21 protein-coding genes are annotated in these 26246 nt (G+C 46.1%); 9 read left to right on the top strand and 12 right to left on the bottom strand.

From position 1 onward, the window contains the following. The first annotated feature begins 106 nt into the window (after positions 1–106). Positions 107–2140, top strand: a complete 2034-nt coding sequence (locus tag D9Y29_RS12365) for a TonB-dependent receptor plug domain-containing protein (RefSeq protein ID WP_127128520.1) — start codon at positions 107–109, stop codon at positions 2138–2140. A gap of 35 nt (positions 2141–2175) precedes the next feature. Then, on the top strand, positions 2176–2967 hold the full coding sequence (locus tag D9Y29_RS12360; RefSeq protein ID WP_164735386.1) for a DUF4249 domain-containing protein: 792 nt from the start codon (positions 2176–2178) through the stop codon (positions 2965–2967). Positions 2968–3025: 58 nt separating this feature from the next. On the opposite strand, the gene D9Y29_RS12355 is transcribed toward D9Y29_RS12360, so the two are convergent. Together D9Y29_RS12355 and D9Y29_RS12350 are read right to left on the bottom strand one after the other, a co-directional pair. Then, a complete protein-coding gene (locus D9Y29_RS12355) occupies positions 3026–4483 on the bottom strand; it encodes a hypothetical protein (protein WP_127128516.1) in 1458 nt (485 codons plus the stop codon). A gap of 267 nt (positions 4484–4750) precedes the next feature. Next, positions 4751–6145, bottom strand: coding sequence for a DNA recombination protein RmuC (locus D9Y29_RS12350; protein ID WP_127128514.1), 1395 nt, complete (start codon positions 6143–6145; stop codon positions 4751–4753). A 114-nt stretch (positions 6146–6259) separates the two neighbouring features. Between D9Y29_RS12350 and D9Y29_RS12345 the strand changes: the two genes are divergently transcribed. The 7 genes from D9Y29_RS12345 (at position 6260) to D9Y29_RS12315 (ending at position 14564) form a co-directional block, all read left to right on the top strand. Continuing rightward, complete coding sequence (locus D9Y29_RS12345) at positions 6260–6892, top strand: Crp/Fnr family transcriptional regulator (protein ID WP_127128512.1); 633 nt, start codon at positions 6260–6262, stop codon at positions 6890–6892. A gap of 97 nt (positions 6893–6989) precedes the next feature. Next, complete coding sequence (locus tag D9Y29_RS12340; protein WP_127128510.1) at positions 6990–8396, top strand: MBL fold metallo-hydrolase; 1407 nt, start codon at positions 6990–6992, stop codon at positions 8394–8396. Positions 8397–8523: 127 nt separating this feature from the next. Further along, the gene (locus tag D9Y29_RS12335; protein WP_127128508.1) at positions 8524–9345 is read left to right on the top strand and encodes a helix-turn-helix transcriptional regulator; all 822 of its coding nucleotides are present in this window, start codon (positions 8524–8526) and stop codon (positions 9343–9345) included. Between the two features lie 200 nt (positions 9346–9545). Further along, positions 9546–10052 (top strand): anthrone oxygenase family protein, encoded by a 507-nt coding sequence (locus tag D9Y29_RS12330; RefSeq protein ID WP_206513772.1) that lies wholly within the window; start codon positions 9546–9548, stop codon positions 10050–10052. A gap of 176 nt (positions 10053–10228) precedes the next feature. Beyond that, entirely contained in the window at positions 10229–10606 is a 378-nt protein-coding gene (locus D9Y29_RS12325; RefSeq protein WP_127128506.1) for a hypothetical protein, read from the top strand. Between the two features lie 111 nt (positions 10607–10717). Further along, the gene (locus D9Y29_RS12320) at positions 10718–13036 is read left to right on the top strand and encodes a TonB-dependent receptor (RefSeq protein ID WP_127128504.1); all 2319 of its coding nucleotides are present in this window, start codon (positions 10718–10720) and stop codon (positions 13034–13036) included. Between the two features lies 1 nt (position 13037). After that, on the top strand, positions 13038–14564 hold the full coding sequence (locus tag D9Y29_RS12315; protein WP_127128502.1) for a PepSY domain-containing protein: 1527 nt from the start codon (positions 13038–13040) through the stop codon (positions 14562–14564). On the opposite strand, the gene D9Y29_RS12310 is transcribed toward D9Y29_RS12315, so the two are convergent. The 10 genes from D9Y29_RS12310 to kdpF all read right to left on the bottom strand — a co-directional run bounded on the left by D9Y29_RS12310 (position 14561) and on the right by kdpF (position 26190). Next, positions 14561–15757, bottom strand: a complete 1197-nt coding sequence (locus D9Y29_RS12310) for a heparan-alpha-glucosaminide N-acetyltransferase domain-containing protein (protein ID WP_127128500.1) — start codon at positions 15755–15757, stop codon at positions 14561–14563. The genes D9Y29_RS12315 and D9Y29_RS12310 overlap by 4 nt on opposite strands. A gap of 23 nt (positions 15758–15780) precedes the next feature. Beyond that, positions 15781–16887: a family 20 glycosylhydrolase gene (locus D9Y29_RS12305; RefSeq protein WP_127128498.1), complete on the bottom strand. Its 1107-nt coding sequence runs from the start codon at positions 16885–16887 to the stop codon at positions 15781–15783. Positions 16888–17006: 119 nt separating this feature from the next. Continuing rightward, entirely contained in the window at positions 17007–17471 is a 465-nt protein-coding gene (locus D9Y29_RS12300; protein WP_127128496.1) for a DUF6265 family protein, read from the bottom strand. A 148-nt stretch (positions 17472–17619) separates the two neighbouring features. Beyond that, the gene (locus D9Y29_RS12295; protein ID WP_127128494.1) at positions 17620–19311 is read right to left on the bottom strand and encodes a sensor histidine kinase; all 1692 of its coding nucleotides are present in this window, start codon (positions 19309–19311) and stop codon (positions 17620–17622) included. Between the two features lies 1 nt (position 19312). Further along, a complete protein-coding gene (locus D9Y29_RS12290; protein WP_127128493.1) occupies positions 19313–20434 on the bottom strand; it encodes a sensor protein KdpD in 1122 nt (373 codons plus the stop codon). 182 nt (positions 20435–20616) lie between these two features. Further along, complete coding sequence (locus tag D9Y29_RS12285) at positions 20617–21702, bottom strand: porin (RefSeq protein ID WP_127128491.1); 1086 nt, start codon at positions 21700–21702, stop codon at positions 20617–20619. 13 nt (positions 21703–21715) lie between these two features. Then, positions 21716–22279: a K(+)-transporting ATPase subunit C gene (locus D9Y29_RS12280; protein ID WP_127128489.1), complete on the bottom strand. Its 564-nt coding sequence runs from the start codon at positions 22277–22279 to the stop codon at positions 21716–21718. Between the two features lie 18 nt (positions 22280–22297). Then, positions 22298–24349: a potassium-transporting ATPase subunit KdpB gene (gene kdpB / locus D9Y29_RS12275; RefSeq protein WP_127128487.1), complete on the bottom strand. Its 2052-nt coding sequence runs from the start codon at positions 24347–24349 to the stop codon at positions 22298–22300. Positions 24350–24378: 29 nt separating this feature from the next. Continuing rightward, entirely contained in the window at positions 24379–26094 is a 1716-nt protein-coding gene (gene kdpA / locus D9Y29_RS12270) for a potassium-transporting ATPase subunit KdpA (protein WP_127128486.1), read from the bottom strand. A gap of 18 nt (positions 26095–26112) precedes the next feature. After that, entirely contained in the window at positions 26113–26190 is a 78-nt protein-coding gene (kdpF, locus tag D9Y29_RS27055; protein ID WP_225980086.1) for a K(+)-transporting ATPase subunit F, read from the bottom strand. Positions 26191–26246 lie beyond the last annotated feature (56 nt).

The following is a 26246-nucleotide window of genomic DNA, read 5'->3' as shown; positions in this document are numbered from 1 at the left end:
AAATGCGGGTGTGAAGTTGACAAATGAGGGTCATTTTACGACAGACTAACTCATAAAAATTGTATTTTCACAACATAATGTCATTAACCCCTTATCATCTGCATACTTGAAAACCGGACTAGCTTTTACCCTTTCTCTACTCTTCTTCAATCTCCTGTATGGCCAGTCCGTAGTGGACACATACAAAAAAATGGATACCGTAACAGTTTCCAGGCAAAAGCAATTGATCAATGGCGTGAACAGGCTTACATTAAGTGCAAAGCAGATAGAAGCGGCGCCTAAGTTACTGGGAATAGCAGATCCTCTTAAATCAATTCGCTTCCTTCCAGGTTTTGGCAATGGGGGCGATGCCAATTCGGGTGTACAATACAGAGGGCTTCCATCTGGGAACAACGGCTATTTTTACAATGGCGTTATCGTGCATAACCCAAGCCATCTTTTCGGACTATTCCCTTTATTCAATAATAATGTTGTTGAAGACCTGAAGATCTACACGAATGTTGTTCCGGGAAAGTATTTCGGAAAGTTATCCGGCTACATCGATATCAACAGTAACTGGCAGATCAGGGATACTGCCCTCATTAAAGCAGAAGCCTCGCTTGCGCATCTTGGAGTAGGCGCCAGAATTGAACAGGACTCCATTCAAATGGTGGAAATATTCTGGAGGAATACCTTCATGAATCAAACGCTCTGGCCAGTACTAACCAGAACTGGAAAGGATTTAGAAGGCATGAACTATGACCTGTTCGATTTTAACATGAACGTCAAAAGGATTTTCAACAAGCATTCGATAAAGGCCTTCTTATACACGGGCAGAGATAAAGCCATGTTTGATCTGTATGAAAAGAAAGCAAATAATAGTTTGAACTGGGGAAACCTGGCCATGGGCATAACGCACTCTGCAGCTCTCCGGCAATACCTGCAATGGGAGAATAATATCGGATACTCAAAGTACGATTCCCGCGTTGCTTTTGACTTGTATGGCGAAGAGTTTGCACTGTTCAATCATCAGAAAACGTTAAGCGTAAATTCTACCCTGACCTATCGAAAACAAGGCCGCTCGGTGGAAACAGGCATCCTTTATATGATGGATGACCTGGGCACCACTCTTCAGAATGAAGGACAACCTGTTGAATCTGGTGGCAACGTTCGTTATAAGAGTGTTCAGCATTTATTCAAGTATTTTTTGAATGCCAAAACCCCATTGTCGGAAAAATTTGAACTGGAAGGCTCCATGAATCTTTCTACGGTTTCGGCTGTTGAACGTTCGCTGTTTCTCAACCCGGCACTGTCAGTTTCCTGGCTGATGGATGCTAGCAATACTTTTTTCTGTGGTTTATCGATGGCTTATCAGCCGATACACCAGGTTGGTCTTACAAATATTAACCTGCCTGTTGATTACGTTATTCACGCCAACCGTGATCTTCCTGTTTCTAAGATCAGGGAAATCTCCGGCGGATACCGTTATGGCGGGTCCAGGATCGAATATAGTATTGATGCTTATTACAGATGGTTGACCGGATTAAAAGAATTCAACGGGAACATCGTCTCTTTAAATGAAAGTAATGATATTGCCAGTGGAATAGAGAATGGTGATGGAGTTACTTATGGAGTCGATTTTTTTGCAAGATTGATCTCGCCACGCAATTACTTTACGATAAATTACTCCTATTCAAGAAGCTTCAGAAAATTTGATGCGATCAATAACGGAGAATGGTATAAATACATTTACGACCGGCCTCACAATTTAAGTATTGTGAACTCCTATAAGATCAATCCGAAACTATCCTTCTCTATAAGTTTCATGTTCAATAGCGGAAGCGCATATACTCCTACGATAGGAATGTATTATTTTGGCAATTCCATATTGGCGGAGTATGGAGCCAAAAACAGTGCCCGGATGGCTGCCTATCACAGGCTGGATGCAGGGATAAACTGGCTGTTGAAGAAAACAGGTAAAAGCAGACAAACCCTGGGTATTTCAATTATCAATATCTACAATCATTCTAATCCGGTTTACATATACCAAAGTTATGACCGGGAATATTTTCAAAAGCATAGTGCTTTTAAAATGATCCAAAAAGATGGCGCCAGTTTGCCTCTCTTACCTGCCATTACTTATTCACTGGAACTACTATGAAAAAGCTAATAGTAACAATCATTATAAGCGCGATATTGTCTTCATGCATCAAGGAAGGCGAACAAAAAAAGTTCGATCCCAAATTTATAGTGGAAGGTGTGATCGAGAACGGAGCAGTGCCTGTGGTGAAAGTGATGCACAATATACCTGTCAATTATATTATCGATGATGAGCAACTGGAAGCGCTGATTGTTCGTTGGGCAAGCGTGAAAGTTTCTGGCGGTGGAGAGGAAGAGTATCTGACATTGACGCGCAATGATAATGTTTTTCCTTATTTATTTTATGTGGGTAGTTCTCTGAAAGGAAAGGCAGGGCAGCAATACAAACTGGAAGTCAAATACAATAATGATATTCTTCTTTCTGAAACAGAGATCCCTCTTTATACCCCCGCCATTAAAGGCGTATCAAATGAGTGGCTTGATCCGGAAAAGGCTCAGCCTGTTGTAAGTATTGACAATGCAAATCCGGAAGCCAATTATCTTTTGTTTACGAAACTGATTACGCAACATGAATACTATGCAACTACTCCCAGGGGAATCAAAGCTATTGATCAGGCAGGCAAACAATTTTCCGTATCATTATTGAGAACCCGATCAGTAATGGATTCCGTTAACGCTTCCAGGTATTATGAAAAAGGTGATGAAATAGCAATAAAGGTATCTAACGTTTCTGCAGCAAGTTATTCTTTATGGTCTGCTGTGTCCCAGCAAGGGCTTGCGCTTTCATTCCTGAATTACTCTTCTGATTTTACCGGTAATATAAAAGGGAATGCTGTGGGTATCTGGTATGGCGCCAATTCTTCGGTTAACAACCTGACTATTGAATAAAAAATGCCATCACGTTTTGCGTGATGGCATTTTTATATTATCTGATAAGCGTCAGGCTTTAATTCTCGAATTTTTCCAGCAAAGCTTCGATATCGTCGATCAGGTTCTCAAAACCCGTTTCTCCAAATACTTCAAAGCTGACTTTCGATCCATCTCCAAATACCAGCAGCGGTTCTACATTATATTCATGTACAGTAGTATTGCCGTATTGGTATACATCATCTTTTAGCACAAAAGTGATAGCTGCTATTTTCTTCTTTGTTTTTGTGTTTACGACAACAGCAGCACTGTGCTTGTTCAAGAGGCTTGCAAACAAAGTATAATATTCTTTTTCAAACTTTTCATTATCACTCCGATACTTTTGATAGGCAGCATCGTAAAGGATGTTTGCGGCTTCCATTTTCTCCCAATATTCGTCAACAGCATCCTGGTATTCCTGTTGGCTGTTATATTCCTCATAAACAGGATATTTAATGTTTCCAAAATAAGTATCCCAATCTGGATAAGCAGGCTCTTTGTCGCGAATTGTTTTCAGTTCATTGTGGATCGTTTTATAATCAATTTGTCCACCCATTGTTACGTTGCCCAATGCAAATGTTGTGTTGGCTGAAACGAACAGGTCCAATGCTTCGTCATCTTCCGAATTCACCAGGTTGTCATAAGACAGCGAGCTGAAATTAGAATTGGCTTCCAGTGCTACTAAAGTTTCAGCACCTTTGGAGAAACTGAATTTGGTCCCGGCTACCTTACTGTCTGAATTCACTTCCAGCTTCGCGGCATATGATCCGAGTGAAAGGTTTACAGTAACCATTTTGGGGAGATTATCGTCCTGATAAGTATAAATTGAAGACAAGTTCATCACTTCCGAACTGTTGATCGTCATTTTAGCCAATAATTCGGAGGGTAATTCATAAGTTTCTTCTGTGTTTACTTCAACAGGATCGTAGTTTCCTGTTCCAGGATTGTACACATAATCATAATGCGTACTATTGATGACATGAGATTTTCCGGACTTCTTATATGTAATGGTCAGGACCGTATTGTTCGTATTTCCATTCTGTGTAGCAGGAAAATGAAATTCAATTTTGTCGTTGGATGCTGTCAGGTCCCACTCTTTTGATATTTGATTGTATTTGTAGATCCCAAACGCTTTACTAAGCTGGTATGATTTCTTTTCAGTAACAGAATTTGTTGTTATTGAAGATAGTGCACTGTTGACGGCAGCTATTATCTGAGGTCCCGCTCCCAGTTTTTTGACGGCATTAACCGTAATATCCACTTCAGGAGCTTCCAGCATATTGAAGTTTTCCAATGCTTCAATAGCAGGGTTGGAACTCAAATCATCAATTTTTTGCACAAAATCCCGCCCTTCAGTCTCCATAAAGGCTTTATTGGCGGTTACATCTTCTGTGTTATAGGGTAATTCATAAATGGAAGTATCAGAGTCCTTTGATTTCTTACATGCACTGAATACGAGCGGTGCTGCAATCAACAGCAATGCAGTTGTTTTTTTCATAATAAAATAAAGTTTTCAAGAATGGTATTTAAGAGAGGGTAAATAAGAAATAAGCTTTCAGGATTTAGTTATAGGTTAAAACGGGGCGAAATTACATTTATTATGTAATAAGTAAAACCGGTGGAGATTGTTTATTATTAATCTGAGGGCTAAATACAACCTATAAACGAAGAATTGATACAATTTATTCTCCCTTATGACCCTGGGACGTTTGAATACTTATCCTGATCAGTATTTATGACAATTATGAATGCGCAGAATACCCAATTACCCCGGATTATTGTTGTTCTCGATCATCATTTCCGCCACTGCCCTTGCATTCAGCTCAACCGGTTCCACATCGGGAACTTCCTTGCTGGTGAAGGAACCACTCAGTGCCTGTAATTTTTTCGCCTGAGGAATGAAGCGACTCTCCAAAGAAGAAACCGCCTGGTTATAATTCTTCACGGCTGCATTGAGGCTGTTTCCGATATTACTGAAATGTCCGAGCAATGTAGCTGTTCTGTTGTACAGTTCAACGCCGGCGCCACGCATCTCTTCGATATTTTCGGTTATACGCACCTGTTGCCATACAAAACCAACGGTACGCAGCAGCGTGATCAAAGTGGTTGGTGTGGCAAACACCACTTTCCTTCGAATACCTTCTTCTATCAAAGTAGGGTCGGCGGCTAATGCTGCACCGAAAGAAGATTCGATCTGCATATATAAAACCACGTAGTCCGGAGATTCACTGAACTGGTTCCAATAGGCTTTGTCGCTGAGATTACGCAGGTGATCACGTACCGCCTGGGCATGCTGTGCCAGCAGTTGCCTTCTCTCTTCTTCGTTCTCCGTTTCAAAGGCACGCATGTATGAACTGAGCGGAACTTTCGAATCCACCACAATGATCTTCTTCTCCGGCAGGCGGATGACCATATCGGGTCGAAGCGTTCCTTCTGTACTTGCTACGGAAACCTGCTCTTCAAAATCACAATGCTCGGTCATGCCTGCAAATTCCACCAGTCTCCGCAATGCTATCTCACCATAACGGCCCCGTGTATGCGATGTTTTTAATGCAGTAACAAGGTTATGCGTTTCCTTTTGCAGTTGCTCCGTCATTTGCGCCACACCCTGCATGTACTGGTTGATCTGACCATGCTGTTCCATGCGCACTTTTTCCATTTCCTGGATTTTGTGATCGAATTTACCAAGACTATCCGCCAATGGTTTCACCAGTGCATCGATGGCCTGTTGTTTTTTCTCCAGGTCGCCCTTCGCCTCCGTAACCTGTGTTTCCAGTGTTGTTTTAGCCAGCGTAACGAAGGATTCATTATTGTGTTTCAGCACTTCTGCGGAAAGAGCGTGGAAACTGGCTTTCATGGTTTCCGCTGACCGGTCCATGAATGCCTGCTGTTCTGCCAGACGTCTCTGCAACTCCTTTTGCTCTGCGGCAAGGCGAATGGTTTCATCCCTTCGCTGATTGAGCTTATCATTCAATTCATTGATAGAAATATTCGCTTGCTGAAGTTTCTGATTGGCAGCGAGATGTAATTCCTGTTCCGCATTCAGGCGGGTAGATAATACCGCAATTTGTGAGGTGGCTTTATTCTTTGCAATGAAGTAGGTCAGTATGCAACTGATCACAACAACCACCAAAGCGCCTCCCAGGATTAGTAAGTTCATAGTAGATCCTTTGGTATTGAATAACCAAATGTCACCATTTTTTTTCAAGAAATATACAATACCATGTATATTGCCCGGTAATAACCCTCAATCAAGACTCCTTTACACCATTTTATGGCAACCAAAACAACGGGCGGCAACCAACAACTGATCGACTTCTTACAGTCGTTATCTCCACTTAATGACGAGATCATTGGGTATCTCAATCAAGCTGCCATTGAGAAAAAAGTAGGTCGCGGAAAATTATTACTCACTGCCGGTGAAGTATGCGAACATTATTACTTCATCAAAAAAGGGCTTGTCCGCGGATTCATTATTGAAGACGGTAAAGAGATCACTACCTGGATCTGCCGGGAAGGGGAAGTGATCACTTCCATCGTGAATATCCTGGATATACAGGCCATGGGCGAGAACATGAAAACACTGGAGAACAGTGAACTGATTGTAATGCCAACTTCAGGTATACAATACCTTTATGATCGCTACCCGGATTTCAACAGGGTAGGAAGAAGGTTGCTGGAAAGATATTATTACGATGCGCAGCAACGTGCCATCATTTGCCGGATCCCCAATGCGGCCAAGAGGTATGAACATTTTATCAATACAAGACCTGAACTGGTGAACCGCGTGCCCGGTAAATACATCGCCAGTTTCCTCAACATGACGGAAGAAACACTCAGCCGCGTAAGAAGCGCCCGCACCAAAATCAGGCGGAAACCGGTGAGCGGAAATCAGGAAACCGCCTGATCCAGGTCAACTTATTGCAGGTTCGATTTCAGCATATTTGTAAGACTTGCTGGTACTGCGTCTCAACAGCATCAGTGGATACATTAAAAAGCTCTATATGAAAATCGAACAGATCTACACAGGCTGCCTGGCACAGGGCGCCTATTATATCGAAAGCAACGGTGAAGCCGTAGTGATCGACCCGCTCAGAGAAGTTACTCCTTATATTGATAAGGCCATTGCCAACGGTGCAGTGATCAAATACGTTTTCGAAACACATTTTCACGCCGACTTTGTTTCGGGGCATCTCGACCTCGCTGAAAAAACAGGTGCGAAGATCGTTTATGGCCCTACTGCCCAACCAAAGTTCAATGCTATCATCGCAAAAGATGGCGAGCATTTTAAGGTGGGCGATGTTAGTTTTGAAGTATTGCATACACCTGGCCATACTATGGAAAGCTGTTGTTTCCTGTTGAAAGATGAATCTGGCAAACCCATAGGACTTTTCTCCGGAGACACCCTGTTCATCGGGGATGTTGGCCGTCCGGACCTGGCGCAGAAAGCCGCCGGAAAAACAAAGGAAGAGCTGGCTTCCATACTCTATCATTCACTCCGCAACAAGATTATTCCGCTGCCTGATGATATCATCGTTTATCCGGCACACGGCGCAGGCAGCGCCTGCGGCAAGAATATGAGCCGCGAAACCACCGATACCCTTGGCCATCAGAAACAAACGAATTATGCCTTACGTCAAAGTATGACCGAAAATGAGTTCGTGAAGGAAGTCACTGAGGGACTCACAACGCCTCCCGGCTATTTTCCCTTCAATGTAAAAATGAACAAAGAAGGATACGATAGTCTTGATACCATTATGGAACGCGGCAAAACAGCTTTATCGCCTGACGCCTTTGAAGTTGCTGCCAATGAAACCAATGCGCTACTGCTGGATACACGCGATCCGCAGGTGTTTGCAAAAGGCTTTGTTCCCAACTCCATCAATATCGGCATCGATGGAAATTTCGCTCCCTGGGTGGGTGCGCTGGTCCCGGACATTCAACAGCCTATCCTGGTGATCACGGATGATGGCCGCGAAGAAGAAGTGATCACACGTCTTGCACGAGTGGGTTATGATAACACCATCGGTTACCTTAAAGGGGGATTCTCCGGCTGGCAGAGCAGCGGCAAAGAAACCGATCATATCCTGAGTGTGTCTGCCGCCACTGCACTGGGCATGATCCGGCAACCGGATATATCGGTGATAGACGTACGAAAACCGGGAGAATTCAGTCTGGCGCATATCGTAAATGCCAACAACGTTCCTTTAGATAATATCAGCCAGGAGATCGGGTCCCTGGACAAACAGAAAAAGTATTTGGTCCATTGCGCCGGTGGTTACCGGTCCATGATCTTCTTATCGATACTCCGTTCCAGGGGATTCGATCATATTACCGATGTGCAGGGTGGATTCAAAGCGATCCGTGAAGACGGCCGCTTCCCCCTCACTGCGGGCGAACCTGCACATTGATTTAGTTGCATAACCCTACACATGAACGCCGGCCCCGGATAAAATGTCCGGGCCGGCTTCAATTTTAGATCGATGGTTAATCAATATGACAAGTGATGCCACAGAATTGGTATCTTCATGAAGCATTATGAAACCATTATCACCAGTCAGCTTTCATCATATCCCACCGCCAGCTCATCTGCAGCAATACGTAAAGGCATTCTGGCATGCGGAAGGGACCGGTGCGCTCACCCTGGGCGCCATTGCGGACGGATGCCCCGGCCTTGTTTTCCATCAAACTGAACGCGGACTGGTTTGGGGAGAGCAAAAGAAAAAATTGTCGAGCCTCTTTCTCTACGGACAAACAACGAAGCTGAGCAAAATGCAGACCGGTGGCGCTTTCAGGATGACAGGCGTAATGTTCTACCCCCATGTGATGAAGATCCTCTTCGGATTCAACGCCAGCGAAGTCACCGATGATTGTGTTGACCTGCTGCTGCTGTCAGGCAATGAAGGAAAAGAACTGGTGCACAAAATGGAAGGCTGCTCCGAGAATGCAATATTGTACTCACATATCAATAACTATCTCAGTAATATCATTAATAAAAAGAAGATCACGCATGACACTATCATTCAGCATGCAGTGATCCAGCTCATGCAAAGCAATGGCGATATCAGCCTGAAGCAATTGCAACAATCCCTGTTCATTACCGAGCGCACTTTCGAGCGGAGATTTGAACAGTATGTTGGTATTTCCGCCAAGCTTTTTGCCCGTGTATGCCGCTTCCAGGCATCGTTGCAGCAATTGCGCAATGGAGAATACGAAAAAATTTCAGACATCGCTTTCAATAATGGCTATTCCGATCAATCGCATTTCATCCGCACCTTCAAACAGTTCTCCGGTTATTCTCCTGTTGAGTTCACTAATGAAAAGAAAGCTGAAGAAGTTGCTTTTTTGCTGATCCGGTAAAGTATCAGATCGTGTGCAGTCGCTCGCCTCTGGCGAGTGACATTATATTTGTTCGCCTCCGGCGAACACCGCGTCGCCGGAGGCGACTAAACAAAAGTCACTCGCCAGAGGCAAGCGACTGCCGGCTCTCCGATGAATGTCGGTTTTATTCAATGCCGGGGCTCCCCAGGATTTTAGTTTTACATCATAAACATACCATTATGGAAATGCTGACTGTTCCCAACCTCGTTTTAGCTGTGGGCACACTGATCACAGGATTGATTGCCGGATTATTCTTCGGTTTCTCTGTAGCTGTGATCCCCGGCCTCACCAGGTTTCCTGATGCCGGTTACCTGCAGTCCTTTCAACATATCAACACGGCAATCATGAATCCCGTTTTCCTGTTTTGCTTCATGGCGCCGCTGATATTATTACCTGCATCAACGCTGATGCTATTCAGGCAGGGCGGTTCTTCCGCCTGGAGCTGGGCGCTGGCTGGCACCATCATTTATGTGATTGCAGTATTTGGTGTAACTATCGCGGGCAATGTGCCACTCAATGATATGCTTGCCAAAATGGACCTGGCCAATGCTGCTGTGCAAACACTGGCAACAGATCGCGCAGCTTTTGAGCCACGCTGGAATAATTTCCACAGTATCCGTACCATCGCCAATATCATATCATTGGCATGCCTCATCATCTCCTGTTTCCTCACAATGAAAAGATAGATCCATGTTAAGGCGCCTCTTCTTTTTAACCCTCATGTCTTTGCTCCTCAGTCTAACGCCTGCCCCACCGCCTCATGGGAATGAAAGGAATAATAGAAGTGAAATAATGAAAATAAATACGCGCAAACAGTAGTGTTGTTAAGCGTTTGATTGTAATTTTGCAGCACATCGGCGAGATGAACATGTTCAAACAACTTACCGCCATATTACTTCTCTTCTCCATTACAGTGCAAACCTTTCACAAGGCCATCATTGTGATTGACTTCTACAGCAACCAGGAATACATCGCCAAAAATCTTTGCGAAAACCGCTTCAGGCCTCAGTTACATTGTGATGGACATTGTTTGCTCGCTAAAAAACTACAGCAGGCAGAGAAGAAGGAACAACGCAATCCAGACCTCAAAGGAGAGAATAAGCAGGAAGTGGTTTCATCCAAATCTTTCTACCCTGCAATTGAAACTACTACCATTGAACCTCTAACACCTCACTACTCATTCAACAAGGGTAAGCCTGTTGACTTTGCAGAAGATTTCTTTCATCCTCCCGGCGCATAAGGGTCTCATATCATCATTTCTGTTCTAACAATTTTCCAGTTTCAACCTGTGCAGTACTGCTACGTCCTGCAATTACCAGGAATAGTGTGACTGCACACAATTCTCAGAACAATGAATAAATTGTTTTGCCTGTTGCTGACAACTCTGTTGACAGCAGCAACAGCTCCCTTATGCGCACAGGAGACCATTACTATCAGGATCGCAGATAAAACAACCCGTGAAGCCATTCCAGGGGCCACCATTACCACTGCTGACGGAAGAAGTTTTGTTGCCAATGAAAAAGGAGAGATCATTCTCAACAGCAATGCTGCATCCTGTACTATAAGCGGCATTGGTTATGCTTCTCAATCCGTTCAACTCAGCAGCCAGCAGCGTTTGATACTACTGGAAGCACAGGCCGCCAATATGCAGCAGGTGATCGTTACAGCCAACCGGCAGGTACAAAAAAGAAGCGTAGCGCCTGTTGCCATCAGCTCCATCAGCGCCGCCACCATTCACGAAACCAAGGCCACCACCATCGATCAGCTCATCAACAAAACACCAGGCGTTTTCATGGTTAATCTCGGCAATGAACAACATATGATGAGCATCCGTCAACCCATGAGCACGAAAGGACTTTATCTATATCTCGAAGACGGAATCCCCATCCGCACATCCGGCGTTTTCAATCATAATGCATTGCTGGAGATCAACATGACCGCAGTGAAGAATATCGAGATCATCCGTGGCCCCAGTTCCAGCATGTACGGAGCAGAAGCCATCGGAGGCGCCATCAACTTCATCACAAAAGCCGCACCTGTTGAGCCGATGGCGCGCGTTGCATTACAAGGAAACAACACAGGTTACAGTCGCGCAGATCTGAGCACCGGCGCCACTTTCGGCAAACTCGGAATTTCTTTCAATGGCTATTTTGCACAAAACAACAATGGTATTTTAGAAAGAAGTGATTTCAAAAAATGGACAGGCACCCTGCGCGCCGATTATGCCATCTCTGTAAATACAAAACTCTCCACCTCTCTCACTGCGCTCGACTATTACAGCGATATGCGAGGCAGTCTAGACAGCACTGCTTTCCGCAATAAAGATTACAGCACACCACAAACATTCACCTGGAGAAAGGTTAATGCCCTCCGCTTCAAAACACAGCTGGATCATAAATGGAATAGTGGAAGCAGCAGCAGTTTCGCACTTATTTACCGCAAAAACAGCGTAGCCCAAAATCCATCTTACCGCGTGAAAGATGATTACAGGAGAGCTGGCGCCAGCTGGACTGGAAAAAAATCCATTGCTCACGGAGAGATCAACGACAACTCCTTCAACAGCTACGCCGCGGTGATCACACACCAACAACAATGGCTGAATGGGAAGCTGAGTTCCATGAGTGGCATCAGCCTGGACTTCAGCCCTTCAACTTATGAATCTTACTATATCCGCATCAACCAGGATACGGTGACCCGGAAATATCTTTCCTTCACTGAACGGACAGACAGCCTGCTCAGTAATTATTATACCAATATCAGCAACGGCGCCGCTTTCACGCAACTGGACTATAAGCTCACAGAGAACCTGCGGCTGGTGGGCGGTCTCCGGTTTGACGTATTCAGAATGGCATTCAGGAATTATCTTCCGCCATCTGCCTTCAGCGGCTCCCCCAATACAACGGAGACCTACAAACGATTTACACCCAAAGCAGGCTTCACATGGCAACCACATAAAGCCGTCGGCTTCTATGCCAATTACAGCGAAGGATTTGTGGCACCGCAGATTACAGAACTGTTCAACGGCGTTAAGGTACCCGACCTGAAGCCCCAGACCTTCTTCAATTACGAAGCAGGCGGCTGGATCAATCTCTGGAAAGGAAAGATCTATGCAGACTGGAGCGTCTACTACCTGCAAGGAACAAACGAGATTATCAGTATCCGTTTTGATGATGGCAGCACAGGAAATGCAAATGCCGGTAAAACAAAACACCAGGGTATAGAATATGGCATCAATTTCCGTCCCACCCGGGAATGGCTGTTCCGCTTCAGTGGCGCCAATTCCACCCATCGATTTGTAAACTACTCCGATAAGGGGATTTCTTACAACGGTAAAACCATGAATGGCGCCCCCGCCTTCACAGGCAATGCAGAAATACAGTACAAACCAAAATGGTTCCCTGGCTTCCGCACCGGCATCGAGTGGCAACATAATGGCTCCTACTGGATGGACCCGCAGAATACTGTCCGTGATCCCGGGTTCAACCTGCTCAATCTCCGCGCAGGCTACGAATGGAAATGCCTTGAAATATGGTGCAATGTGATCAACCTCACAGATAATTACTATTCCATCAATACCACCAAAAGCGCTTACGGCTATGCGTATACTATAGCCAATCCGCAGAGCTTCAATATCGGCATTGCTTACACCATCACCGGCAAAAAGAAATAGGATGATCAGGAAGAATATTTATAAATGGCATCGAATCAGCAGTCTGATCATCGCCATCCCTGTACTGCTCTGGGCCATCAGTGGGCTCATGCATCCGCTAATGACCACCATCAAACCGCAGATGGCAACACAATCACTATCGCTACTCCCCATCGATTCAACTGCACTGGAAACGCCACTGCCACAAGCATTGGAACAAAACGGGATTACACATTTCCATACAATGAGGCTGGTACAGATCGATAATAACTGGTTCTACCAGGTGCAGTTGAAAAACGGAGAGCCACCAGTTTACCTCAGTACGAAGAATGGCAAGAGCCTGCGCAATGGCGACAAACTCTATGCGCAATACATCGCCAAACAATTCCTGCAGGGGCAGCCGAAACAATCGGCGGGAGATGCAGTTGAAAATACAGAGCATAGTACCAACCAGGAAACCAGTTCACACGATTGCTGCGATGCAGCCACCACCTGCGTACTTGCAGATACTACCGGCGCACTGGTGAAAAGCGTTGAACTGGTAACCGGATTCAACAAGGAATACAAATACGTGAACCGGTTACTCCCGGTTTACAAAGTGCAGTTCGACCGCGCAGATGGAATCAGGGTGTATGTTGAAACCACGCAGGATAGATTTGCGTATGCGGTTGACAACCGGCGCGCAGGATTCGACAGGTTCTTTGCGCTCTGCCATACCTGGGACTGGCTGAGCAATACCGGTCGATTCAAATACCTGCTAATGGGATTGATCACAGGTCTCGGGTTCCTAACCACCATCATGGGGCTGTACATTTTTTTCATTACAAAAACGAAAAAAGGGAATCAGCCCATTGCAAGGACCAGGAGAACACACCGCATCGTTTCACTGGTTGCCTGTGCCTTTACGCTGATGTTCACTTTCAGCGGAGGATTGCATGCACTGGAGAAATTAAGAACACCTGCTCCCATTGCAGACGATCCCAGCAACGAAATTCCGGCATCCGCCGTAACGCTCAACTACAGCGGTTTACAGGCCGCTATCCCTTCTCCTGTCTGTGATCTTTCCATCACCAGGATCGATACCGCCCTTTACTGGCGTTCAGTCACAAAATATAAAAAAGTAGAATACCTGCACGTCTCTCAATACACCGTATTGCCCAATGGAGAAGAACAGCATGCCATTTCCCTGGCTGCCACTTTCAGCGGACATCCTGCCAGGGATGTTGTGAAGATGGAACGCATCACGAAATTTGCCGGTGAGTATGGCTTCGTGAACAAAAGATTACCGGTATGGAAACTAAGCTATGCCAGTAACAACAATGAAAGATATTATGTGGAGACGAGCACGGGAAAATGCGCGGCTTATGTAACAGATAAAGACCTTTTTGAAGGATATAGCTTTGCCCTGTTGCACAAACATCATTTCATGGATTGGGCAGGTAAATCTGCAAGGGATATCAGTACCATGATCGCTGCCGGTTTGCAGGTGATCATGGTACTGGTTGGATTATTCCTTTTTTACAGATGGATAAAACGAAAAAGATCTTAGAGTTTCAATTTCACACCCAGCTTACCCAGCAGTCCGCCCAGCCCAATGATCAGCAAGGCAAAGGCTAAGGACTTGATCAGTCCAACTGCGCCGGTAAGGATCAGTTCCGGCAGGGACCAGCCTGTAGCTCTCGCTATCGCATATGCGAAATAAGGCAACAGGTAGCAAAGCAGTGTATTGGTGCCTGCCGGTTTGATGAAATTGAACCAGGATGCTTTCCCCTGTTGGTCCGCGATCCAGTTCACCAACACGAATGTGGCCACAGTAATGCCGCTGCAAATCAGGATCCAGCTTGGTGTTACCCTGATTTTGGAAATACCCCAATAAGGCCTCAATACCAAGCCCAGGGCCAGCAGCGCCGCAGTTACCAGCAGTAGGACCCCCATCATCTTAGCTTGCTGCTGCAATTTGTGATAATGGAAAAAGATATTCGTGGTAATGGTCCCACCCAATACCAATGCCACATGACCGCCAACTCCCAGCGGACCAATCACTGCACCAATGATCTCATTGTTCAGCAATCCGGCATGCGAAGCAATGCAGATCCCCAGGAATAATGCCCATACAATAGCGATCACAGCATTCTTGTTTCCTGCCAGCATCACTACAATGGCACCCACCATATAAGCCCATCCGATCAAACCGAGAATTCCCCACCAATGCACTCCAAAGCGTTGTATGTTTTCGCCCTCGCCGCTGCGACAAATGAATGCCAGCAACAACAACAAACCAACAGCTAATGTTTTCAGTATTCTTTTCACCCAGGGATTGGTAGTTTTAGGCCAGGCATTCCAAAGCGCAATGAAGGACAAACAACTCAACACATTCCATACTCCCCTGCTGATGCCGGTTGCAGTTGCGTTCAAATATTCGCCGTTCACCAGGAACAATCCCATCACCAAAAGCGCTGCACCACGTTCGAGGATATGTAAGAAGATCTTCCCATTGTCATCGCCCTTTGATCTTCTGTTGTTGATGGCGAGGGGAACAGACATGCCCACTATAAAAAGGAATGCAGGGAATACAACATCGGCCAGTCCCATACCGTCTTCCGCTGCGGCCGTATGTTCCAGCCAGCCGGGAATATCTTTGAGCGACCAGAGATCATTGACGAAGATCATCAGCGTCATGGTAAGTGCGCGCAGGATATCGATTGAAGATATTCGCAGCGTTGTAGCAGGAGCAGTGGACATGTTTATCGGGGTTTACAGGTTTTCTATTTCACATCCCTGATGGCATCGAAGAGGGCACGGAAGCAGGCCGCCTGTGTGTTAGGCCCTGCATCAGGATTTGTTCTCTTACCATAGAATTCATCCAGGAATGCCTGGGCGGGCGACCAAACTGTTTGCACCATTCCCTGGAAATATTTTCTCATTTCCGGCGTGCTGCCTTTTCTGAAACTCAGCATATCGTTCAACTGCACCAGCGCATGAGCAGGTGTTCTCCAGGGTGAGGTAGCTACACGCAAGCCTTTTGCAGCAAAGAGTACAGGTGTTTTATCAGGTCGTTCATAATGCCAGTCGCAAATGAAAACATCTTTCGGGATCATATCTATTGCGCGGTGCGTGTTGTTGAAACTTCCTTCCCACATACCGATGCCGGTGGTCTTTCCATCGATCAACCGATCACCCCAGATCCACAGTTCCCGATTATTAAGATGCAGACGGTTGCGGATGGCACTGACCTCATTGGCAAAAAGTTCAGCTTTGTCCCTGCCGCTGCAACGTGGACATTTATCATCTCCGAGGTAGAACACTTCATCCATACCTGCATGGAATGCGTCGGATTCAAAAACATCGCAGATCTCGTCCATCAGTGCGAATACAATATTGTGTACATCAGGGTGTAACGGACAATAGCTTTTACAGTAGAGCCCATCGGGATTGGGCCATACATATTTCTCAGGCATTTTCACATGCGGTGTTTCATCAAACTGCGGATAAACCCGGAGGAGGTTATGCATTTGTGCGGCCCAGGATTGATGCCCCAACAGGTTCACCTGCGGGATAAGCCGGATCTTCGACTGCCTGCAGGCAGCTACCAGCTTTTTTATATCTGCTTTGGAAAGCGCATTGCTATCGCGCAGTTCCGGGTGTGATTCATATTGATAATTGTAATCGACACGAAGGATCAATGTGTTCAACTGGCGGGGAGCCAGTTCCTTTATAATGAAATTAGTGAAGGCATCCAATCCTGCTTTTTGCGGGGCTGCGATGCAAAGCCCCCGTACAGGCAATATTGTGTCGATGCCAGATTGAGCGAAGGATCTGATACCGCAAACAATCGTTAGTAGCAGAACAGGAATAAGGTGGTGCTTTCTCATACGAACCGTCATAAAATTTGAATTTAATAAATAATTGCCAGATCATATAGCTATTCTATGTATCCCTATTGGCAATTCTGTAATCAATTATGACGGTAATATTTGATGGATGGTCAGGGCTACTTTCTTTCAAAAAGGAATGGAATTGTTCTGCCATCACCTGAAATGGAAGCCTGCAGCTGGTTTCCTCTGAGTTTGTATTCTATGCGTTTGGGAAAATCGTGTGAAGGGTTCTCACAAACGAAATGATCTTCGCTCAATGATACGAATTGAAAATACACGACATCTTTGTTGCCTTTTACATCTGCAACATAGAAAATGAGATTGTCTTTTGCGATGATGCGCAGTTTCTCTACAAAGGAAGTGTCTTTGCCCTTCATGGAAACGCCCCAGCCCTGCCATTCTGTTGGAGAGATCTTTTCCCATCTTTCGGAACCTGAGCGGTTGGGTTTCATGTCAAGCCTGTTCCAGGTGCCGGTGAGCCAGTCAAGTTTTTTGATGTTTTCGGGAGAGGCGGTAACGGTTTGCGCCTCTGTTATGAGGTAACCAGCAATGAAGGGTAAAAAGAAGATCAGCTTCTTCATGGGAAGATGTTTGATGTAAACTAAAGTTACAAATAGTTACGCTGCGGCCCGTCGCTCGCCTCTGGCGAGTGACTTTTGTTTAGTCGCCTCCGGCGACGCAGTGTTCGCCGGAGGCGAACCTCGCCAGAGGCGAGCGACTGGGCACACGCTAAGTAATAGCGGGAAAATCAAATCCGAACCTGCTTCCATCTCCGATAGTGCTTTCCACCCAGATATTCCCTCCCTGTGCTTCGATGAATTCCCTTGAAATGGCAAGCCCTAATCCTGTTCCACTTTTCTCATAATTCCCAGGCACTTTGTAATACCTGTCGAAGATCCTCGGAAGGTATTTCTCATCGATGCCGATGCCGTGGTCACGAACAGCAAAACTCACTTTATCCTTTTTGCGGGAAGCAGACACTTCAATTACAGACGCCTCAGGCGCATAACGAATAGCGTTGGTGAGAAAGTTGATCAACACCCAACTCGTCTTTTCCGTATCTGCCATCACTTCCGGCAATGATGCCACTATATCTGTTTTGATACTCACCTGCTTTTGTTGCGCCTGGAACTGCACAGCCTGAACGGCTTGCCGGATGATGCTTTCAGCGGAAGCCGTTTGGATCTTCAATTGAATATTTCCTGTTTCCACCTGGCTCATATTGAGCAGTTCACTGGTGATCTTCAGTAACCTGTCCGCATCATCCTGGATGCTGTGCAGCAATTCCTGTTGTTCCTTGTTCATTATTCCGATGCGCGCATCATCCAGCAAACGCGCACTCATCTTGATACTGGAGATCGGTGTTTTCAGCTCATGTGATACCGTGGCGATAAAATTCGTTTTCGCTTCATCCAGTTCATGAAAAGGAGTGATATTGCGGAGCACGATCACCTCTCCGATCCTTTCTTCATCGTTCCTCACTTCTATTCTTTCATTCACGAAATAACTTTTCTTACCATCTGCAAATATCTCCAGTTCTTTTCTCGGAGTATCCTGCAAAAGTGTACGCATGAGATCATTGTGCAAAGCAAGGTCCGGTGCGTATTTGCCAACAACATCCTTTTCCCGGAGTCCGGTCAGGGATTCAGCCACGAAATTCATGAACAACACCTGTTTCTTTTCGTCGAAGCCGATGATGGCATCGCGCATATTATTGATCACAGCTTCAATCCGGCTCTTTTCAAACCTGATGCGAGCGATATTGCTGTTTTCATATTCATCCAGTTTTTCTGCCATGCTATTGAAAGCATTGGCCAGATCTCCGAATTCATCCTGCTGGCCCAGATGGATCCGCTTCGAGTAATTCTTATTGGCGATTGCGCTGATACCTGCGGAGAGTTGACGGATCGGGTTGCTGATAACACCGGGAAAATTCACTACCAGTGTAAAAGCGATGAGCGCAAGTACTGTAAATATGATTGTCATCCAGGTTGCGGCGCTTTCAGCACTTTCGCGCGCATTTTGATTCTTATTAAGAATAGCTTCCTGGTTGAGATCATTGATCAGTTGGATATTCTCACGGATACCAATCAACGCAACGGTATCATTCCGGTTGATGCGCACCCTTTCAAAGTATTGCCTGACGGCAAGGGTACTTTCTTTTTCACCAGGCTCCGTTACATTTTTTTCCTGTAATACCAGGTTATTCTCAAAGAGCGTGAATGCAAGCGAATCTTCCGGAAGACGCTCCAGGGCTTTGAGCATATTATTATTGTACACCAGGGTTTCGTAATTGTTCTTCAGCACCCTGTCTGCATCGTTCCTCAACCGGTGGATGGAGATGATGCCGAAAACACCGAAGACCACAATTACCAGGAAGAGGAACCCTATGCCCAGTGTCAATTTTGTTTTTAGTCGCATCTTATGATAAAATTACAACATCGATGTCAGCAGCCGCCAGTTTGGTCAGTAATTGATTGAACACAGCAGTACTCAGGATCACGTTCCAGATACTCAGGTGTGGTTTCCCGATACAGATAGTAGTGATCTTCTTTTGCTCAGCCACTTCAATGATCCCTTTTGCGATATTGGCATGTTCCAGTTTGATCACTTCTCCGCCCAGTTCTGTAGCCAGTTTGAAATTGTTGATCAGGTGTCTTTGAGCAGCGAGACCGATGCGGTCTCCCGACTCCTTCGGCGTTTGCACGTAGAGTACGTACCAGCGGGAATTGTAATAGGCGGCCAGGCGGGCCGTTTTGCGGATCACCATTTTGGCAATGGCATGGTTGCTACTGATGCAGGCCAGGAATCGCTCTGCGCGGCCACTGCCAATGCCCGGCAATTCCCTTTCGATCTTTCCTTCCACCTGCGATGCCACTTCCTTGAGCGCCAGCTCGCGCAACTGGAGGATTTTTTCGGATTGAAAAAAATTGGTGAGTGCAGTTTGGATCTTGTCTTTGGTATAGATCTTTCCTTCCCTGAGCCGGGTGATCAGTTCATCTGCTGTAAGATCGATATTCACCACTTCATCGGCCATTTGTAAAACGCTGTCTGGAACACGTTCGGCAACATCCACCCCCGTGATCTCTTTCACCGCTTCATTCAGGCTTTCGATATGCTGAATGTTCACCGCACTCACCACGTTGATACCTGCATTGAGGATTTCCAGTACATCCTGCCAGCGTTTTTCGTTCTTGCTGCCTTCGATATTGGTATGCGCCAGCTCGTCTACGATCACCACTTCCGGACGAAGGTTCAGGATTGCCTGAACATCCATTTCCTCCAACTCTTTGCCTTTGTAAAAAATATGGCTGCGTGGTATCACGGGCAAACCTTCGAGCAGATCATGGGTCTCTTTCCGGTTATGTGTTTCGATGTAGCCGATCTTTACATCCACTCCATTACGGAGTAGTGTATGCGCTTCCTGCAGCATCCGGTAGGTTTTGCCCACACCGGCGCTCATACCGATATAGATCTTGAACTTGCCGCGCCTGCTCTGCCTGATCAGATCTAAGAAATGTTGTTGTTCATCTGTTTCAGACATGATACGGGAATTGTACTGTTATCAAATTGACTCAAAAAGGTTTTTTACTTTTTTCAAGGTGTGGCAGTCGCTCGCGTCCCCGCGAGTGACCTGTATTTGCTCGCCTCCGGCGAGTTCATTGTTCGCCGGAGGCGAACCAATAGAAGTCACTCGCGGGGACGCGAGCGACTGCCACACGCTGCTTAAAAGCTCAATGCAATGGCGGTTGCAACGATCGGACTGGATTTGGTGGTTGATAGATCTCTTTTTACAAAATATTCTTCCTTTCCGTGGAAACTGCGTACTTCCAGTCTCCAGACTGCGTTGGCAAATAACTGCCGGTCGTAGTTCACGCTCCAGCCAAAGGTTTTGAAACCTTCAGGTGTGCCGGTTGCGATGATCACGCCATTTTCATCCTGGAAGTATTCGCCACGAAGTGCAATGCTGTTTGTTTTATCCGGACTGTATTTCAGGATAATCACGCCAGTGTACCAGTTATTGAGTTTACTTTTTCCCTTTTCTTTTTGTTCCATTCCATAATCGAATCCGGCAGTGATGCCGAATTTATCGGAAACACTGAATATACCGTATACGTTGTGGTAATAGCGCATCAGCCTTACGCTGTCTGGTTTGTCGTTACCCGTAAATGTGCTGTAGTTGAGGGTTACAGAGGATGAAGGTTTAAAAGTGATCTGCGTACCGAAGGCTGGCGTTGAATTTCCATCCACTCTTTGGATGCGTTGCCATCCGTTCAGGTACAAGGCAGCGAGATACCATTTTTCATTTTTGCTGGTATAACCGAGTTTGGCCCCCGCTTCATAGTAAGGAGAATTATCCGCTACGAGGCTGCGGGTTACAGTCCAGTTGTCTTTCCCTATCGCGCTTTCCATTCCGATATGGGAAGGCATAATACCTGCGTCCAGCCAGAGATTGCTGTTCTTAGACAGTTTCACACCGGCATTGGCTTCGTAGATATTTTTCAATACACCAGGCTCTGCAGCAAGGTTGGCATTCAGGTAAGTGCCTGCCCCGATCGCAAGGTTTGCGCGCACCCGATCATTGTTGTAAGAACCTTTCAGAAAGGCCAGGTTCACATTCACCTCATTGGCGCGGTTGTGACTATACACAAATCCCGGACGGGTATTGTTCAATGGTCTGTTGGCATCATAGAGGAAATAAGCTTCAGCATAACCGCTGATTGTAAACGCACCGCTCTTTGTTGAGTCCTGGGCAACAGCCTGCAGTCCAAAGCCGCATGCAACGGCTGTTACTATCATTAACTTTTTCATTTGTTCCTGTGTTTTATTTCAATTTGTCTAATTCGATATTCAGTTCCAGCACATTCACGGTAGCAGGGCCCAGCATTCCCAGCAAGGGCTTTTTGGTATGCTCCTCTACCAATTTATGAAGTTTTTCTTCTTCGATATTGCGAACAGCTGCAATGCGCTTCACCTGGATCATTGCCGCAGCGGGTGAAAGATGCGGATCCAGGCCGCTACCGGATGCTGTTACCAGTTCAGCAGGAATGGAAGCCTTATCAATGCCGGGGTTATGCACCAGGAAAGTATCGATCCTGTCCTTCACCTGTTGCAGGTAATCAGAATTGGATGGTCCCTTGTTGGAACCTCCCGATCCTGCCGCATTGTAATCCACGGCAGAAGGACGTCCCTGGAAATATTTATCCTCAGTGAATTTTTGTCCCACATTCGCATATCCAACCACGTTACCATTCACTGCAAGTGTTTTGCCTTTCCCTCCACCGGGAGCGAGCTTGGAAGCCATCGCGATGAATACCGGGTAGATAACTGCCAGGAGCAGGACCATGATGATGGTCATCTTTACAGAAGGCAACAAATATTTTTTCATTTTTATTCTTTTATTGAATTACATAAAAAGCGCCAGTAGCATATCGATCAGTTTTATACCGATGAAGGGAACGATGATGCCACCCAGTCCATAGATGAAAAGGTTCCTGCGCAGCAGTGCATTGGCGCCTATCGGCTTGTATTGTACACCACGCAGCGCCAATGGTATCAGCATCGGAATGATGATGGCATTGAAAATCACAGCAGACAGAATAGCGCTCTGCGGGCTTTCCAGGTGCATGATATTCAGCGCCTGCAATGCAGGGATGCTGGTAATGAACAGGGCCGGCACAATGGCGAAATATTTCGCTACGTCATTGGCGATAGAGAAAGTAGTAAGGGTACCTCTTGTCATCAGCAACTGTTTACCGATCTCAACGATCTCGATGAGTTTGGTAGGATCATTATCCAGGTCCACCATATTACCCGCTTCCTTCGCGGCTTGCGTACCACTGTTCATAGCTACGCCCACATCGGCCTGAGCAAGCGCAGGCGCATCATTGGTGCCATCACCCATCATGGCAACGAGCTTACCACTGGCCTGTTCTTTCTTTATATAGTTCATCTTATCCTCGGGTTTGGCCTCGGCAATGAAATCGTCAACACCAGCTTTATGGGCAATGTATTTTGCAGTGAGCGGGTTATCACCGGTTACCATCACAGTCTTTACTCCCATTTTCCGAAGGCGCTCAAACCTTTCCTGGATGCCGGGCTTGATGATATCCTGCAACTCGATGGTGCCGGTAACTTTTCCGTTTACCGTAACTACCAGCGGTGTTCCGCCGTTCATCGCGATCTCCTGCACTTTTCTTTCTGTTTCAGCGGGCACTGAAGATCCGTTCTTTGTGGCTATTTTTTTGATGGCATCGAAAGCGCCTTTGCGGATCTTCGTTCCATCTGATTTATCGATACCACTGGTGCGGGTTTCAGCTGTGAAAGTTACAAATTTCGCATCCCCTGTTGAATGAGGAGTTTTCAGTCCTTTGGTATTTGCCAGTTCAATGATGGATTTACCTTCCGGTGTTTCATCAGCGAGTGAGCTCCATACACAGGATTCAATAAAGCTGTTCATCTCAACTCCATCAGCTGGCCAGAAATTGGTGGCCTTTCTGTTACCGATGGTGATGGTGCCGGTTTTGTCAAGCAGCAATGTATCCAGGTCGCCGGCTGTTTCAACAGCCTTGCCGCTCTTGGTGATCACATTGGCGCGCAGGGCCCTGTCCATTCCCGCAATACCGATGGCAGATAATAAGCCGCCGATAGTAGTAGGGATCAGACAAACGAAAAGAGAGATGAATGCAGCAATGGTAATGCTGGTATTGGCATAATCTGCAAATGGTTTCAGCGTTACGCACACAATGATGAAGATAATAGTGAAGCTCGCCAACAAAATGGTGAGCGCGATCTCATTCGGCGTTTTCTGACGTGAAGCGCCTTCTACCAGCGCAATCATTTTGTCCAGGAAACTTTCGCCGGGCTCTGTGGTTACGCGCACCACAATTCTGTCTGACAATACCTTTGTACCGCCGGTCACCGAAGATTTATCACCACCGGCTTCACGTATCACCGGTGCGGATTCTCCGGTTATAGCGCTTTCATCTACCGTTGCGATCCCTTCTATGATCTCACCATCCATTGGGATGATATCGCCTGTTTCGCAGACAAAAAGATCGCCTTTGCGGAGTTGAGAAGAGCGAACGGTTTTGATCTCATTGGTAAAGATCTCTCCTACCACATCGATCTTTTTCGCCAGCGTTTCTTCCCTGGTTTTACGAAGACTATCGGCCTGCGCTTTACCACGCGCTTCAGCAATGGCTTCCGCGAAATTGGCAAAGAGCAGGGTGATGAAAAGAATTGCAGTTACAACTATGTTGTAAGCCAGGCTGCCCTGGGAAGTTTCACCTGCTGCGATCCAGCAGCAGACTGCGATCATGATGGCTGTACCCACTTCCACAGTAAACATCACAGGGTTGCGGAACATCATCACCGGGTTGAGTTTGATGAAGGCCTGCTTCAATGCAGTGCCCACCAGTTCCCGGGGAAACAATTTATTTTGATTTGTATTTTTCATTTTTCATTAATTGATCAGTAGGGATTTGATTAACGCATGCTGAAGTATTCTGCCAGTGGTCCCAATGCAAGTGCAGGAAAGTAGCTTAGTGCATTGATAATGATGATCACAGCGAAAGTAACACCACCAAAAGTCAATGAATCTGTCCTGAGCGTTCCACCCGAAGCAGGGATATACTTTTTGTTCGCCAACAACCCAATGATAGCTACAGGTCCGATGATGGGGATGAACCTGCTCAACAGCAATACAAAGCCTGTTGATATGTTCCAGAAAATATTGTTATCCCCAAGCCCTTCAAAACCACTTCCGTTATTGGCATTGGCGGAAGTGAACTCATAAAGCATTTCGGAAAATCCGTGGAAGCCGGGATTATTGAGCCAGTTCTCTGGTTTCGCTGCCCAGTCCTGTCCCGCATGTGATGCTAACAGGTAAGCCGCAACAGCTGTACCTGCTTTCAAAAGGAAGGCAGAGAAGAGCGTTACAAAAGCAGCGATCTTCACTTCACGCGCTTCCACTTTATGCCCCATGAATTCAGGTGTTCGTCCTACCATCAAACCCGCGATGAAAACTGCAATGATGAGATAAATAAGGTAGTTAAGTACTCCTACACCGCAACCGCCATAAAAGGCGTTGATCATCATGCCAAGCATTTGCATCATGCCGGATAAAGGCATCGAGCTGTCGTGCATGGAATTGACGGAGCCGGTTGAGATAATGGTGGTTACAATACTCCAGTATGCTGATGAAGCAGGCCCAAAGCGGACTTCCTTACCTTCCATAGCTCCTGTTGCCTGAGCAACGCCCATCTTGGCAATTGCAGGGTTTCCATTCATTTCCCCGTTCATGGCAGGAATCAGCAAACAGAGCATACCAACTGTCATTATCCCAAAGATCACATAGGCAAATTTTTTCCTGTTGATATAAAATCCAAGTGCGAATATCAATGCAACGGGGATGATCACCTGAGCAATCAGTTCCACCATATTGGTGAAGTAATTGGGGTTTTCCAGTGGGTGTGCTGAGTTAGTTCCGAAATAACCACCGCCATTGGTGCCGAGATGCTTGATGGCAATAAAAGCTGCGGCAGGGCCGCGGCTCACCTGCATGGAATCGCCTTGCAGGGTAACGATGGAGTCCTTACCATCGTAACTGGCCGGTGTTCCGTTGAAAGCGAGTATCAGCGCCACAATCACGCAAAGCGGCAGCAATATGCGCGTAATCGTTTTTGTAAAAATGTTCCAAAAGTTACCAAGACTATTAGTGGTGCGTTCTTTCAATCCGTTGAATACGCCAATTAAAGCTGCGATACCAGTAGCTGCACTCACAAACTGAAGGAACATCAACACAAATGTTTGCGTGAGGTAAGTAACGCCTGATTCTCCTGAATAGTGTTGCAGGTTACAGTTCACCAGGAAACTGATGGCCGTATTGAAAGCCAGGTCAGGAGTTTGACCGGGGTTGCCATCCGGGTTCATCGGTAAGTTTCCCTGAAAGAGCAATAATAAGAATGCATACACCAGCCAGAGCATGTTGATGGTAAGCATAGCTTTCAGGAATTCCTTCCAGTTCATTTTCTTCCGGGGGTCGATACCACTGAAGCGGAAGATGATCCTTTCCAGCGGTGCCATAAAATCGGTGAAAGTCTTTTCTCCTTTGAATACGCGGGCGATATACTTTCCAAGCGGAAATGCCAGCAAAATGGTAAGAAGAAAAGTAACGATCACGCCGAATAATTCTGTGTTCATTGTCCGATACGTTTAGGATTAAAATTTTTCGGGTTTGAGTAAAACGTAAACGAGGTAGATGAATACTACCACCGATACAATCAGCAAGGCTGTCATCATAGTGAGTCCATTTTTATACTTTTTCAAAGAAGTCGATGCATTTGAAGAACAGC

Origin of the sequence: Pseudoflavitalea rhizosphaerae (assembly GCF_003991355.1) — a bacterium.
Classification (GTDB): Bacteria; Bacteroidota; Bacteroidia; order Chitinophagales; family Chitinophagaceae; genus Pseudobacter; species Pseudobacter rhizosphaerae.
This window is presented reverse-complemented; position numbering and strand designations above follow the sequence as displayed.

Coding starts and splice junctions, on each gene's coding strand:
- D9Y29_RS12340 (WP_127128510.1), top strand. CDS start 6,990: ATGAAAATCGAACAGATCTACACAGGCTGCCTGGCACAGGGCGCCTAT.
- D9Y29_RS12305 (WP_127128498.1), bottom strand. CDS start 16,887: ATGAGAAAGCACCACCTTATTCCTGTTCTGCTACTAACGATTGTTTGC.
- D9Y29_RS12280 (WP_127128489.1), bottom strand. CDS start 22,279: ATGAAAAAATATTTGTTGCCTTCTGTAAAGATGACCATCATCATGGTC.
- D9Y29_RS12350 (WP_127128514.1), bottom strand. CDS start 6,145: ATGAACTTACTAATCCTGGGAGGCGCTTTGGTGGTTGTTGTGATCAGT.
- D9Y29_RS12315 (WP_127128502.1), top strand. CDS start 13,038: ATGATCAGGAAGAATATTTATAAATGGCATCGAATCAGCAGTCTGATC.
- kdpF (WP_225980086.1), bottom strand. CDS start 26,190: ATGACAGCCTTGCTGATTGTATCGGTGGTAGTATTCATCTACCTCGTT.
- D9Y29_RS12295 (WP_127128494.1), bottom strand. CDS start 19,311: ATGCGACTAAAAACAAAATTGACACTGGGCATAGGGTTCCTCTTCCTG.
- D9Y29_RS12335 (WP_127128508.1), top strand. CDS start 8,524: ATGAAACCATTATCACCAGTCAGCTTTCATCATATCCCACCGCCAGCT.
- D9Y29_RS12345 (WP_127128512.1), top strand. CDS start 6,260: ATGGCAACCAAAACAACGGGCGGCAACCAACAACTGATCGACTTCTTA.
- D9Y29_RS12310 (WP_127128500.1), bottom strand. CDS start 15,757: ATGTCCACTGCTCCTGCTACAACGCTGCGAATATCTTCAATCGATATC.
- kdpB (WP_127128487.1), bottom strand. CDS start 24,349: ATGAAAAATACAAATCAAAATAAATTGTTTCCCCGGGAACTGGTGGGC.
- D9Y29_RS12290 (WP_127128493.1), bottom strand. CDS start 20,434: ATGTCTGAAACAGATGAACAACAACATTTCTTAGATCTGATCAGGCAG.
- D9Y29_RS12285 (WP_127128491.1), bottom strand. CDS start 21,702: ATGAAAAAGTTAATGATAGTAACAGCCGTTGCATGCGGCTTTGGACTG.
- kdpA (WP_127128486.1), bottom strand. CDS start 26,094: ATGAACACAGAATTATTCGGCGTGATCGTTACTTTTCTTCTTACCATT.
- D9Y29_RS12300 (WP_127128496.1), bottom strand. CDS start 17,471: ATGAAGAAGCTGATCTTCTTTTTACCCTTCATTGCTGGTTACCTCATA.
- D9Y29_RS12355 (WP_127128516.1), bottom strand. CDS start 4,483: ATGAAAAAAACAACTGCATTGCTGTTGATTGCAGCACCGCTCGTATTC.
- D9Y29_RS12325 (WP_127128506.1), top strand. CDS start 10,229: ATGAACATGTTCAAACAACTTACCGCCATATTACTTCTCTTCTCCATT.
- D9Y29_RS12320 (WP_127128504.1), top strand. CDS start 10,718: ATGAATAAATTGTTTTGCCTGTTGCTGACAACTCTGTTGACAGCAGCA.
- D9Y29_RS12330 (WP_206513772.1), top strand. CDS start 9,546: ATGGAAATGCTGACTGTTCCCAACCTCGTTTTAGCTGTGGGCACACTG.